This is a genomic window from Bradyrhizobium sp. Kon69 (assembly GCF_055807515.1).
The window spans coordinates 148,102-161,255 of sequence record NZ_JBVVOS010000019.1 but is presented as its reverse complement, the minus strand read 5'-3'; the positions used below and the strand labels follow the sequence as shown (position 1 = coordinate 161,255).

The 13,154-nt window shown below is 61.2% G+C and carries 12 protein-coding genes and 2 pseudogenes; 2 read left to right on the top strand and 12 right to left on the bottom strand.

Going from position 1 to position 13,154, the window contains the following annotated elements; genetic code table 11:
- Nucleotides 1-12: 12 nt before the first annotated feature.
- Together leuD and leuC are read right to left on the bottom strand one after the other, a co-directional pair.
- On the bottom strand, nucleotides 13-636 hold the full coding sequence (leuD, locus tag AC0L3U_RS24815; protein WP_473261849.1) for a 3-isopropylmalate dehydratase small subunit: 624 nt from the start codon (nucleotides 634-636) through the stop codon (nucleotides 13-15).
- Nucleotides 633-2,057: a 3-isopropylmalate dehydratase large subunit gene (gene leuC, locus AC0L3U_RS24810; RefSeq protein ID WP_473363562.1), complete on the bottom strand. Its 1,425-nt coding sequence runs from the start codon at nucleotides 2,055-2,057 to the stop codon at nucleotides 633-635. The genes leuD and leuC overlap by 4 nt, the downstream gene beginning before the upstream one ends.
- Before the next feature lie 123 nt (nucleotides 2,058-2,180).
- Between leuC and AC0L3U_RS24805 the strand changes: the two genes are divergently transcribed.
- Both AC0L3U_RS24805 and AC0L3U_RS24800 read left to right on the top strand, forming a co-directional pair.
- The gene (locus tag AC0L3U_RS24805; protein ID WP_473363561.1) at nucleotides 2,181-3,161 is read left to right on the top strand and encodes a LysR family transcriptional regulator; all 981 of its coding nucleotides are present in this window, start codon (nucleotides 2,181-2,183) and stop codon (nucleotides 3,159-3,161) included.
- Nucleotides 3,162-3,611: 450 nt separating this feature from the next.
- A complete protein-coding gene (locus tag AC0L3U_RS24800) occupies nucleotides 3,612-4,565 on the top strand; it encodes a LysR family transcriptional regulator (protein ID WP_473363560.1) in 954 nt (317 codons plus the stop codon).
- Here the strand turns inward: AC0L3U_RS24800 and AC0L3U_RS24795 are convergent.
- The 10 genes and pseudogenes from AC0L3U_RS24795 to AC0L3U_RS24750 form a co-directional block, all read right to left on the bottom strand.
- The gene (locus AC0L3U_RS24795; RefSeq protein ID WP_084462517.1) at nucleotides 4,541-4,780 is read right to left on the bottom strand and encodes a DUF2274 domain-containing protein; all 240 of its coding nucleotides are present in this window, start codon (nucleotides 4,778-4,780) and stop codon (nucleotides 4,541-4,543) included. The two genes, AC0L3U_RS24800 and AC0L3U_RS24795, sit on opposite strands and share 25 nt — an antisense overlap.
- A gap of 8 nt (nucleotides 4,781-4,788) precedes the next feature.
- A pseudogene (locus AC0L3U_RS24790) lies at nucleotides 4,789-5,996 on the bottom strand (TraB/TrbI/VirB10 family type IV secretion system protein).
- Entirely contained in the window at nucleotides 5,993-7,027 is a 1,035-nt protein-coding gene (gene trbG / locus AC0L3U_RS24785) for a P-type conjugative transfer protein TrbG (protein ID WP_473363559.1), read from the bottom strand. The pseudogene AC0L3U_RS24790 and the gene trbG overlap by 4 nt, the downstream one beginning before the upstream one ends.
- Nucleotides 7,024-7,707, bottom strand: coding sequence for a conjugal transfer protein TrbF (gene trbF / locus AC0L3U_RS24780; RefSeq protein WP_473363558.1), 684 nt, complete (start codon nucleotides 7,705-7,707; stop codon nucleotides 7,024-7,026). The genes trbG and trbF overlap by 4 nt, the downstream gene beginning before the upstream one ends.
- A gap of 98 nt (nucleotides 7,708-7,805) precedes the next feature.
- A pseudogene (trbL, locus tag AC0L3U_RS24775) lies at nucleotides 7,806-9,034 on the bottom strand (P-type conjugative transfer protein TrbL).
- A complete protein-coding gene (gene trbK-alt / locus AC0L3U_RS24770) occupies nucleotides 9,031-9,387 on the bottom strand; it encodes a putative entry exclusion protein TrbK-alt (RefSeq protein WP_473363557.1) in 357 nt (118 codons plus the stop codon). Before trbK-alt ends, trbL begins: the two are co-directional and overlap by 4 nt.
- Nucleotides 9,387-10,118 carry a P-type conjugative transfer protein TrbJ gene (gene trbJ / locus AC0L3U_RS24765; RefSeq protein ID WP_473363556.1) on the bottom strand — a complete coding sequence of 244 codons (732 nt, stop codon included), beginning with the start codon at nucleotides 10,116-10,118 and terminating at the stop codon, nucleotides 9,387-9,389. Before trbJ ends, trbK-alt begins: the two co-directional genes overlap by 1 nt.
- Entirely contained in the window at nucleotides 10,115-12,556 is a 2,442-nt protein-coding gene (gene trbE, locus AC0L3U_RS24760) for a conjugal transfer protein TrbE (protein ID WP_473363555.1), read from the bottom strand. The genes trbJ and trbE overlap by 4 nt, the downstream gene beginning before the upstream one ends.
- Nucleotides 12,557-12,566: 10 nt before the next feature.
- Nucleotides 12,567-12,830: a VirB3 family type IV secretion system protein gene (locus tag AC0L3U_RS24755; protein WP_473363554.1), complete on the bottom strand. Its 264-nt coding sequence runs from the start codon at nucleotides 12,828-12,830 to the stop codon at nucleotides 12,567-12,569.
- Nucleotides 12,830-13,153, bottom strand: a complete 324-nt coding sequence (locus tag AC0L3U_RS24750) for a TrbC/VirB2 family type IV secretion system protein (protein WP_473363553.1) — start codon at nucleotides 13,151-13,153, stop codon at nucleotides 12,830-12,832. Before AC0L3U_RS24750 ends, AC0L3U_RS24755 begins: the two co-directional genes overlap by 1 nt.
- Between the last annotated feature and the right edge of the window lies 1 nt (nucleotide 13,154).

Sequence of the window (13,154 nt, the reverse complement as noted above, 5' to 3'; positions counted from 1 at the left end):
GAGTCCGCGACCTCAGATGCCATCCCGGTCAAAGATCCAAGGATTTGCCGCGCGATGCCGAGCTTCGAAGGAGCGGATGTCGTGGGCGAATAGCAGTGTGGAGCCGACGAAGTCGCGGCCCGTCAAAAACGCTTCCTTCTTCGCCTGCTCGATATCGAAGGTGATACTGCGGGCACCCCGATCGAGTTGGATCGATTGTTGCGCGAGATCGATCGAGAGACCGTTGCAAGCGGCCTCGCTGACGATGGAGGCGAGTTCATTCGCAAGTATCTCTTCGACACTGATCGTCAGAAGCCCGTTATTGTCGCAGTTGTCGTTGAAAATGCCCGCAAAGCTAGTGCCGATCAGGGCGCGAATGCCGAGTTGCTGCAGCCCCCAGACCGCATGCTCCCGACTTGACCCGCAACCGAAGTTCGGGCCAACGACCAGGAAGCGCGCCCCGCGGTAGCCCTCCCGGTTCAGGATAAAATCTGGATTGGGTTTCCCCTCCCTGAAGCGAAGCAGGTTGAAAGCGCCCTCGCCAAGCCCGCTGCGGTCGATGCGCTTGAGAAACATCTTTGGCATGATCACGTCGGTGTCGATGTTTGGCGCCATCATCGGCGCGGCCGCGCCCGTGACGCGATCGAACGGGATCATCGGCGCGGCTCCCCAAGCAGCCGGCGTACATCGGTGATGCGTCCGGTCACCGCCGCGGCGGCGACCATGGCGGGGCTCATCAGGTGGGTTCGCACCCCCGGCCCCTGACGGCCTTCGAAGTTGCGATTGGTGGATGAAGCGCAGCGTTCATCCGGCTTCAGCACATCGTCATTCATCGCGAGGCACATAGAGCAGCCGGACTGCCGCCACTCGACACCGGCGTCGGTGAACACCTTTGCAATCCCTTCCGCCTCGGCCTGTGCCCTGACCTGCGTGGAGCCGGGAACCACGATGGCGCGGACGCCATGCGCGACGTGACGGCCCCTGAAAATCTCGGCGGCATCCCGAAGATCTTCGATCCGCGAATTCGTGCATGATCCGATGAACGCGAAATCGATCGCGACGGACTGTATGGGAGTCCCGGGCGTCAGGCCCATGTAGTGAAGCGCGCGTACTGCCGCCGCCTTGCGGCCAGGTGAGCCCTGGCCCCCGGGATCGGGGACATTGTCGGTTACCGCAATCGCCTGATCCGGGCTGGTGCCCCATGTCACCAATGGCGACACATCGGCGACGTCGAGCGCTACCTCGCGATCGAACCGGGCGTCCGGGTCGGAGCCTAGGTTCAACCAGCACTTTGCGGCGCGCTTCCACATTTCGCCCTTCGGAGAACGCGGGCGGTCCCGCAAATACTCCAGCACCTTCCAGTCAGGGGCGATCACGACGCCCCGCGCCCCCGCTTCCACAATCATAATACACAGCACGATCCGCCCCTCGACGCTCATGTCGGACACAGCAGGACCACTGAATTCCACCGCATAGCCTGTGGCGCCGTCCGCGCCGATACGGCGGACGATGTCCATCACGATATCCTTTGGGGTTACCCCGAGCGGCGCGTGTCCGGTCAACGCGATCCGCATGGTCTTGAGACGGCGATAGCGGACCGTGGAGGTCGCAAGATAGTGCTCGATATCCGATGCTCCGATGCCGTAGCCGAGCGCGCCGAATGCGCCGTACGCCGTACTGTGGCTGTCGCCGGCGGCGACTACCATGCCCGGCATCACCAAGCCCTGCTCGGGCGCAACCACATGCTCGATGCCCTGGCGCGGATCGAGAATGTCGAAATACTCAATGCCGAAATCCCTGGCATTGTCCGCGAAGAATTTGACTTGTCGTGCTGCGTCGTGGTCTGCAATGTCACGGGTACGGTGCTCGGCGGTTGGATTGACATGATCCACGACCATCAGCGCCGCAGACGGCTTCCAGACCTTGCGTCCTGCTGCGCGCAATCCGGCAAATGCCTGCGGACTGGTGTATTCGTTGAGCACCGTACGGTCTACGTAAAGCAGCACGAGGCCAGAATCGTCGAGCTTCCGCACCACGTGCGCATCGACCAGCTTGTCGTAGAGCGTACGCGCGGTCATCGCAGCTTTCTCCTTTACCTCTTTTCGGACCGTGCCGCGCGCGATACTGGAAATCCAATGCCGGGATCTGATATCATTATGCATGATGTGCATAAGCGCGCCCGATTGGCCGGGAGTTAGTCCATGGAGATAAATTTGCTGCACGACTTCATCGCGGTCGCCGCCACGCGCAGCTTTTCGCGTGCGGCCGAGCAGAGAAATTCCTCCCAGCCGGCCCTGAGCCGCCGGATCCAAACGCTTGAATTGTGGACTGGAACGCCACTGTTCGACCGAACCACGCACACCGTCAGTCTGACCTCGGCCGGCGAGGTTTTCCTGCAGACCGCCGAGGATATTTTGCGCCGGCTTGCCGCCGGGCGCCTCGAAGCCCAGGAGCGGGCCCGCGGCGCTTCGGACGTCCTGAAGTTTGCGTCAACCAATGCGCTGTCGCTGACGTTTTTTCCGGATTGGCTCCGCCGTGTCGAAACCAAGCTTTCGTTCGTGCCGAATGTGCAGCTTGTCGCCAACCACATGGATGCCTGCGAACGAACGCTCCTCGCGGGCGAGGCCCATTTTCTGCTTTGTCACCATCACCCATCCGCCGCGACCGCATTGATGCCGTCGCATTTCCGCTCGCTTCATGTCGGTAACGACCGCTTGATCCCCGCTTCGGTGCCGCTATCGGGGCGAAGCCGGAAACCCCGCTTCAAGCTTCCGGGGACGGAAAATGCGCCGGTGCAGTTCCTCAGCTTCCGTCCGGAATCAGGTATGGGAAAGATTCTTGAAGCGGTCCTTGCGACCTCGCCTATGAAGGCGCATCTGCGCACCACGTTTACTTCGCATTTGGCCAAGCTACTGGTGACAATGGTGCAGGCCGGCCGAGGCATGGCATGGTTGCCCGAAAGCTTGATCGCCGATCAGCTTGCCTCGGGTGACCTAGTCGCGGCAGGCAGCCAGGAATGGCATATCCCAATCGAGATCCACGTCTTTAGACCTAAGTTTCGCCTGGCGCAGGCCCCCGAGTCATTCTGGCAACATGTCCTGAAGACTTTGGACGATGGCGGAGCCACGCCAGTACGCACTCGCACCTCGGGCACCCGGCGCAATAGCAAGACACCGATTTAGTGCCAGAGGACACGGCCCATTTTTGTGGCGCCTGATTTTCAGACCCATGCCTGACCAGCATCCATCCCCTAAGCCAGGGAAGTCCATACGGACGTACTCGCAGACCATGGCGATCAGTTTCTCGGAGCTCTGCACTCGGTCATTAAAGCGGCATCGGCACCATCACTTGTGTCGATGTCGCAATGTGCCATCAGCTCTTAATCTGGCGTTGGCAGCCCGCTTCGCGGTCGCACAACCTTAATGGGCCAAACGAAAATGCCAGGGCTTTAGGCGCCTTACGAGCCGCATAGCATCACTTCATGCTTACGAAAATCTCCGCCCGTGTCCGCCTGGTGCGCGCTTTCGATCACCTCCCCTTGATCTCCGGATCATTCTGATCTAAGTGCGCCATCCCGCGCGCAACCCGAAGTAGTCTTTTCCTTCCTTTCCGTGAGGGAGTTAATAGATCGCATGAACCATAGGAAGACAACGCGAACATTGAGGCCTACCCAAGCGGCTCGAATTGAACTGCATCATCTGCGCTCCGCCATTGCGGCAGCCGACCATGGAAGCTTTCGTGCAGCTGCGGAAAGTACTGCAGTGCGCCATTCCGCGCTAAGTCGATCTGTCAAAAGCTTCGAACATCTCCTTGGCGCCACACTTTTTATACGATCAAGCGCAGGACTTAGGGCCACGTCCACGGGACGAAATGTCCTTCGCATAGCCAAGTTAATCCTGGAGCAAGTGGAAGTACTTGCGACAATGGGGGATCCCAGCGCCGAAGCGGGTGGAGGAAAGCTTTCCATCGGTTTCTATACTTCGATGTCTGCGGGCAATTTGAGGGCAAGTTTGCTCGAATTCAAAAGACGCTTCCCGGAAATCGAACTCGCGACCGTCGAGCGTTCCCGAACACGTCTCATACATGCATTGAGGACTGGGACTCTTGACGCAATCATTATGACGGGAGCGATTCCGTTTCCCGCGGATGAGAAATTATCACTCTGGAGCGAGCGTATCTTGGTCTCGGTTCCTGAGGGACATCGGCTCGCTGACCGAGAGGCCGTCTTCTGGACCGACTTGCGCGACGAAACACTTATATTGAGCCACTACGATCCTGGCGCGGAATTTGAGGATTTACTCATCTCAAAGCTTGTGTCGCTGGAGCACCGTCCGAGGATTGAACGGCATGACGTTAGCCGTGGGATTATTAAGAGTCTCGTCACCATGGGCTTGGGTTTGAGTCTCGTAACGGAATCGGATGTCGGCGCTAAATTTGCAGGCTTGATCTATCGTGAGCTGCGAGATGGATCGGGGCCAAGCCGCATCGGCTTTTCAGCGAGCTGGAGGCGCGACAACGAAAATATCGCGCTCAAACACTTTCTCGCGCTTCTGACCGAACGCTATCCCCCTCCGGCTCCAGACTGAGACGCGCGCCGTAACTTCGTAAATCCTCGATCCGTGGCCATGAACCGTGCCAGCATAGGTGCGACAAGCTTGGCCGGATCATTGATGGGTTGGCCAGATTCCCTCGCGAGGGCATTCGCATAGGCAACCAAATCTCGATGCACTGAAGCTGGCAATTCGAGATTGAGCTTGACAGGCTTGTCGTCGGGAAGCGTTCCAATCTTGAGCTTGGCCATAATTTTCGTCATCCTCCGTATGGCGCAAGAACGAGATCCCGATTGACGATCACACGGACGGGAAATCCCGGACGGATGGTCAGCGTCGGCTGAATATTGAGGCTGCGCCGCACCACCTGCTGTCCAGTTTGGTTTACTGAGTCGGAGGCGCCGTGCCGTAATGCCTGAATGATTGCACTGTCGTTGCTATTGGAATCCGAACCAGCTCCCAACTCCGTCCCGACAGCCAGAAGCGTCGATAGTGCCGCAGCCTTGAACAGCTCACCCCAATGATTGTCGACTTGGTCTTCCACCCCCGCGTACCCTGCGCTGTCAGCACCGGGCTGCCGCTCGAGAACGATCGAGCGGCCGTTCGGCATGATAAGCCGGGTCCAGACCAGCAGCACTCGCGACTGACCGAACGAAACCTGGCTGTCATAACTGCCGATCAGCTTCGCTCCCTGCGGCACGAGCAAAAAGCGGCCGGTCGGAGTGTCGTATAGATTCTCGGTCACTTGCGCCGTGACTTGGCCGGGAAGGTCTGACCTGATCCCGGTGATCAGCGCTCCCGGAATCACCGTCCCGGCCTGCACAATGTACGGTGAAGCGGGCCTGCTGACGCGGTCAGGGCTCACCGTGCGGCGGTCCACAGAAGCGTTCACAAAGGCAAGTTTTCGGTCCTGCGCGTTTTGCGCAGGTCCTTCGTCGCTGGTGCTCGTGGCGTTCGGCGGCACGCGCTCGCCTCCAACAGCCGCAGCGGCGGGCGGACGCACTTCTCTCCCATTGGTCGAAGCGAACAGATGGCTGATACGGGCCGCCTCGCTCTCTTGATCATCCCGGCGTTGCTGTTCGGGATCTCCGCCGGTCGCCGGCGACTGGCCTTGAGCGGCCAGGATCGGTCGACCGAGGTCGCCTGGGAGCGGCGGGCCAAGCTGCGGCACGTTTGGCGTGCAACCCCAGTGTAGTCTTTCGGTAGCGCCTCAACGCCGTCAGCGAGATTGTGGTGATCGGTGCTATAGAGCTCGTCGGCCACCTGGTTGCGGGAGCGATTGCCCTGTAGCGACCACAACACGGCTCCGCCGACGACCAGCAAGGCGACAGCACTGCCGCCGGCGAGAACTTTGCGAGACAATCGGGTGACCCGCGGAGGTTCGGCTCGGAGGCGGAAGCTCCTGGATTGCTCCTCCGGTGTTTGCGGCGGAACCGCCTCTGGATGATGTTCGTTCTTCGTGTTCATGACGACGGCCTCCCGTCGGTCCGGACAATTCTGACCTTCTGCTGGTGCTCGCCGCCCAGCCGCAGTTCTGCGGCTGCAAACAGCCGGTCCACGATCAGCACATTGCCGTAGGCGCGATAATTGACGAGCTCGGTCTTGCCGTCGGGACCGATGACGAACAGCGGTGGCATCTCCCCCTGAACGATCCCTTGCGGAAATTCGATATAGACCTTTCGGCCGTCATCATAGGCCACGAGCGGCCGCCAAGGCGGGCTGTCGCCCTCGACCGCATAACGAAAGACACGCTGCGCTGGATCTGGAATGACGGGCCTGGGAGCGACTGAGCGCGATCGTTCGCGAACCGTTTCGGGATAGTACCAGGCAACAGACGGCATATACGACCGCTCGCGGGAGCGGAGCTCGATCAGGTAGGTGCGCCGGTCGGTGTTGACGACAAGATTGGTCTCGATCGAGGCCCTGGTCGGTTTCACCAGAATGTGGACGCGACGCGTATCCCCACTCCCGCTCTCAGTATCTCCTACGACCCAGCGCACGGTATCTCCGGCCGCGATCGGTCCGGATCCCGTCAATTGCTCTCCCTCTTCCAGCGCAATGTCCGTGATCTGTCCGGGAGCAGCGTAGACCTGATACAGCGCCCCGGGGCTGAAGGCGTAGATCTGCGCCGCATTGAAGTACCCCCTTTTCCGCGGTTCGACGCGCGCCGCGCTGTTTGCGGTCTCAACCCGGCTTACGGGCTCGGCGTCTTCCTTGGTGCCCGACTTGCCGCCGAGAACGGGCTTCCAAAGCGGTGGAACGTGAAGCGGGTGAGGTCGATCGTCGAGCGCCACTGGAGCTGCTGGCAACGGCGGGACCTCGGCGTCATAGCTGATTTCCGGCGGAATGTAGGTGGCGCATCCGGCGAGGGCTGATGTGCCAAGCAGCAGAGCTGGTAAAAGGGCTCGCCTCAAAGCCACGAGCTTGCACATGCTCGAGTTGAACCTGCGGTGTTGGATCGGACCTTTTGAACACATGTCACGCGTCGTCTTGATCACTGACCCAACTCCTTTGACCAGTTGATGGCGCGCACGTAGACGCCGAGGGGATTCTTGCGCAGGCGTTCGGCATCACGCGGCGTCTCGATTGCGACCGTCAGAATCGCGGTCCAGCGCTCGGTCGCGCTCAATGAGCCGTTTTCGTAGATGCGTTGGGTCCATGCGACCCGGAAGCTCTCTGAAGACGCACGGATGACGCTCGATACATCGACAGAGATCTGCGCCTTGCCCAGCTTGGCAAAGGGGTCGTTGTTACGCGCAAAATCGTTGAGCGCGGCCGCGCCACGATCGGTCGTAAAGTCATAGGCTCGCAGCCAGTTCTGGCGCAGAACGATGCCATCGGCTGGTAAGCCTCTGACGTCCTCGATGAAGCGCGCCAAATGGTAGGCGATCTGAGCATCTGTAGGCTGATAATCGATGTTGGCTGGCGCAACCCGCTGGGCCTGGCCCAGGCGATCGACCTCGACGACCCATGGCGTGATCGATCCCTGTGCTGACTGCCAAACAAGTCCACCGGCCAGGCCGCCCGAGAGCATGAGGCAACCGAAGGCCATCAAGCGCCAATTCTTGGCCTGCACGCGCGCCGATCCAATGCGTTCGTCCCAGACCTGCGATGCTTTTTGGTAGGGCGTGATCGGTTCGGGCATGCGCCCGTAGTGAACGGAAGGTCGTCTTAACATGGATGTTGCCCCTGAGATCGAGTGCTTGGTTTAGAGTGTCGCAGTGTGTCGTTTGCCCCCGCTGCTGGCGCCAGGCGCACCGGCGGGTTGGCTGCCTCTCAGCGCTCTCCTTCCGAGAGATCGACAGAAGAGCCGCTGCCGCCATGATCGCCGGAGCGCACCGCATGACCGGCCGCCGACGCGCCGTGCCGAATGGTCTGGGCGCGTTTCATGCGGCGCGCCCAGTCGGGCTGCCCCTCTGTGGATGTGCTCGCAGCCGGCTCGCTCGCTTGCCCGCTGCTGGCGAATGCGGCCGCGGCTCGACGTAACGGGCTCAACACAGCCGAGCCACCCGCCTCCGCGACGCCTGCAAGGCCGCCGCTTCGATACGCGGTGGAAGCGCCACACACCATGGCAGCCCCACCACGCCCTACACCTGCGAGCGCACCACCGGCGAGACCAGCGCCACCGGCCGCAAGGCCGGCACCCGCCGCAACGATTCCACCGGCGGCAAGGCCGGTCCCGATCGGGGCGCCGGCACCGAGCTGCGGTCCGCCTGACACCAGGCCGTTTGCGATTCCCGGACCGAAGATGCCGAGACCCAGCAAGGAGAGCGCCGCGAGCACCAGGGTCATGGCATCTTCGATTGTAGGCTGCGCGCCGCCAAAACCGGCCGTGAACTGTGAAAATAACGTTGAGCCAATGCCGACGATGACGGCCAGGACCAAGACCTTGATCCCGGAGGATATGACGTTGCCGAGGACTCGCTCCGCCGCGAATGCCGTCTTGCCAAACAAGCCAAACGGAATGAGCACGAAGCCGGCCAAGGTCGTGAGCTTGAATTCGATCAATGTGACAAAGAGCTGGATCGCCAAAATGAAGAAGGCGAGCAGAACCACGATCCAGGCGAACAGGAGAACGACGATCTGGACAAAGTTCTCAAAGAAGCTGATGTAGCCCATCAGGTTCGAGATCGAATCAAGCATCGGCCGGCCGGCGTCGAGTCCGACCTGAGCGATCTTTCCCGGCCGCAGGAAGTCTGACGCCGAGAGGCTTGAACCAGATGCCTTCAGGCCGAGGCCGGCAAAGCTCTCGAAGACGATCCGGGCGAGGTTGTTCCAATTACCGATCAGATACGCGAAGACTCCAACGAACAGCGTTTTCTTGACAAGACGCGCGACGATGTCCTCGTCCGTGCCCCAACTCCAGAAAACGCGGCAAGCGTGATGTCGATGGCGGCAAGCGTTGTCGCAAGATACCCGACCTCGCCACCCAAGATCCCGAAGCCGTTGTCGATGTAGCGGGTGAATGTCTCAAGGAACTGGTCGATGATGCCGGTGCCGGTCATGGCTTATCCTCCTCGGGCACCGAGGCGGACGGATATCCCTGCGGCATCCGGCTCTGATCTTTTGGCGCGGCTGTCACCCCGGTTTCCGCAGCGGCAGCACCGTCCCGACTGAGAAAGAAGCGACGGCGATTTTCGGCCCAGATTTTCTGGCAATGCTGATAGTCAACTGCATCTTCGGAGGAGACAGTGCGGCAGCGCGCAAGCTCGGAACGGTCGACGTCTTTGGTCTGCTCTGCCGTTGGCGGCGCAGAGGTATTTCCTCCGCCACGAAGCTGGATCGCGCAGCCTGCGATGACCAGCACCCCGACCGACACGAGTAGCGATAGCGCTTTGAATGGGCCTGTATCAGTCATCAGTGGAACATCCGCACGTCCTGGGATTGATAGCCCTGCCCCGGCGTCAAAAAACGCCGGAGCTGTTCGCGCCCCTGGTCTTGAGCTGCCGCGCGCTGCGCCGCTTCAAGGCTGTGTGCCCTGCCCTGTGCCGCGACAGTGGCGGTAAGATCGGCAAGCTGCTGCGCCTGAAGCGCGAGGATCTGATTGCCGGCCTGGGTCGCCTGCAGGGCGCCGCTGGCACCCTGGCTCGAGATCACGAGCGCCGATGTTTGGACGCGATTGGTATCGAGGTTGCCCACGACTCCAGCCTGGACCCGGAGCGCGTCCTGCAGCGCCGCGACAGAATTCTGCCACCGTGTTTGAGCATTGATGATCAGCAGCTGGCTGGATTGGTTGCCGCTCGCCGGCGCATAGCTGGTCGAGAACGCGCGATCGATCTGCTGGACGTCGTAGGCAATCCGCTGGGCCTGGGCCAACAATTGCTGGGTTCGCTGGATCGAGGATTGCAATTGCTGGAGCGAGGAGTACGGCAGACTTGCCAGATTCCTGGCCTGATTGATCAGCATCTGCGCTTCGTTCTGCAACGAGGTAATCTGATTGCTGATCTGCTGCAGCTCGCGCGCGGCAGTCAGCACGTTCTGGACGTAGTTATTGGGATCGAAGACGATCCACTGCGCTCGTGCAGGCTCCGTGACGCAAAGCGTGAGGGCGATCGTGCCGGCCGCGGCAAATAGACCAAGGCGCCTCATTGCGATTTCTCCAGATTGACGAGACTGGGAATCAGGTCCGTGGCCCAGGCCACGCCGCGATGCCGGAGCCAGGCAGGCACGAAGCCGTCAGTTCCATGCTCGGCGAGAAGCTGTGCAATGGCCGCCTGGTCTGTCTTGGATGAGGCCGCTGTGAATGCGAGCGCAATTTCACCAAGGCCGAGCTCGAACATGCGGTTGCCGCGGCGCGATTGGCAGTAGTAGTCACGCTTGGGCGTTGCCCGACCCAAAAGCTCGATCTGGCGATCATTGAGGCCGAAGCGGCGGTAGATGGCCGTAATCTGCGGTTCGATCGCCCGTTCGTTCGGCAGCAACAAGCGTGTTGGGCAGCTTTCGATGATCGCCGGGGCGATGGCCGAACCATCGATGTCCGAAAGCGATTGGGTGGCAAAGATGACGGAGGCATTCTTCTTGCGCAGCGTCTTCAGCCATTCGCGGAGCTGGCCGGCAAAATCGTCGTCGTCGAGGGCGAGCCAACCCTCATCGACAATGAGAAGCGTCGGACGGCCGTCGAGACGATCGCCGATGCGATGAAACAAGTAGGCCAGCACGGCCGGGGCCGCGCTCGTTCCGATCAACCCTTCGGTCTCGAACGCCTGGACGGAGGACTCGCCAAGGCGCTCGAATTCAGCATCAAGTAGGCGTCCGGACGGACCTCCAAGGCAGTAGGGTTGCAGAGCGCGTTTCAGCGAGTTCGATTGCAAGAGGACTGACAGGCCCGTCAGGGTGCGCTCCTGTATTGGTGCCGAAGCGAGAGACGTCAGCGCCGACCACAGATGGTCCTTGACCTCTGGGGTGATCTCGACCTTTTCCCGTGCCAGGATCGCGCCGATCCATTCCGTGGCCCATCCGCGCTCGGAGGGGTCGTCGATCCAGGCCAGCGGCTGCAACGCGACGGGCTGATCGCCTCCGTCAGACAAGGCACCACCGAGATCATGCCAGTCGCCACCCATGGCGAGCGCGGCCGCGCGGATCGAACCACCGAAGTCGAACGCAAATACTTGGGAGTTGGGGTAGCGGCGGAACTGCATTGCCATCAGCGCCAGCAGGACGGATTTGCCAGCACCTGTCGGCCCAACCACCAAGGTGTGGCCGACGTCACCGATATGCAGCGAAAACCGAAACGGTGTTGAACCCTCGGTCTTGCCGAACAGGAGCGGCGGTCCGCCAAAATGCAGATCCCTTGCTTCGCCTGCCCACACGGCCGAGATCGGAATCATATGGGCGAGGTTGAGGGTCGAGACCGGCGGCTGCCGCACATTGGCGTAAACGTGCCCGGGCAGGCTGCCGAGCCAGGCTTCGACGGCGTTCACCGTCTCGATCATGCAGGTGAAATCGCGGCCCTGAACGACCTTCTCGATCAGGCGGAGCTTTTCATCGGCAGCATTGGGATCTGCATCCCAGACGGTGATCGTTGCCGTGACAAAGGCCTGTCCGATCTGGTCCGAACCAAGTTCCTGTAGCGCAGCGTCGGCATCCAGCGCCTTGTTGTGGGCGTCGGTATCGAGCAGTGTCGACGCCTCGTTCGTCATGACCTCCTTGAGGATGGCGCCGATCGACTTTCGCTTGGCGAACCACTGCCGGCGGATCTTGGTCAAAAGCTTGGTGGCATCGGTCTTGTCGAGCATGATCGCGCGCGTCGACCAGCGATATGAGAATGGCAGGCGATTGAGGTCATCCAGAATTCCAGGTGTCGTCGCGCCCGGGAAGCCAACGATGGTCAGAACCCGCAGATTGGCTGAGCCCAGCATCGGCTCGAGCCCGCCGGTCAGCGGCTGGTCAGCCAACAGCGCATCGATGTACATCGGAATTTCGGGCACGCGGACGCGATGACGTTTGGTCGAAATCGTCGAGTGCAGGTACGTCAGCGTGGCTTGATCATCGAGCCAGGTGCATTCGGGCATGAACCCTTCAAGAAGCCCGAGCACGCGGCCGGTTTGAACGACAAAACCGCGGAGCACTTCGCGAGCGTCTGCTCCGAGAGTGCGATCGCGCCCCTCATAGAGCAATCGCTCTGCCTTCGCTGTGCCCTCCTCTGGTGGAAGATAGAGGAAAGTCAGGAAATAGCTGGACTCGTAGTGGGCACCCGCCTCTTCGAACTGGGCCCTGCGTTCTGCATCGACCAGCGCGGATGCGGCATCCGGAAAGATGCTCGGAGGATAGGCTCCCGCAAAATGGCGCTGCGCCTCGACAAATACGGCCCAGCCCGATCCGAGGCGGCGCAGGGCGTTGTTCAGACGGCCGGCGACGGCGACGAGTTCGGCCGGCACTGCGCTGTCGAGGTCGGGGCCACGGAATTTCGCCGTTCTTTGGAACGAGCCATCCTTGTTCAGGACGATGCCCTCATCGACCAGGGCGGCCCAAGGCAGGAAGTCGGCAAGACGCGCGTTGGAATGACGATATTCGGCAAGGTTCATCATGACCGATAACTCAGAGGTTGAGATGGCCGGGAATGCGCAGATGTCGGCGCACCACGTCGACGAAGGCGGGATCGCGCTTGGCGGCCCAGACGGCGGCCATGTGGCCGATGAACCAGAGGACCAGACCCGCGATCCACAGTCGCAGTCCGAGCCCAAGCGCGGCGGCAAGCGTGCCGTTGACAATCGCGACCGATCGCGGCGCACCGCCCATCAGGATGGGCTCGGTAAGCGCGCGGTGGATGGGCACGACAAAGCCTGCGACCGGCTCATCCATCAGATCACCACGCCGCCGCCGAAGGAGAAGAACGACAGGAAGAAGCTCGAAGCCGCGAACGCGATCGACAGACCAAACACGATCTGGATCAGCCTGCGGAAACCACCCGAGGAATCTCCGAACGCGAGCGTGAGGCCGGTGACGACAATGATGATGACGGCGATGATCTTGGCGACCGGCCCCTCGACCGACTGCAGGATCTGATTGAGCGGTTGCTCCCACGGCATGTTCGAGCCGGCGGCCCATGCCGGCGGTGCTGCCAAGAGCACCGTGCCGAAAGCCGCCAACGATGCCCCACGAAAAAAGCGAAATTGCAGACGCATG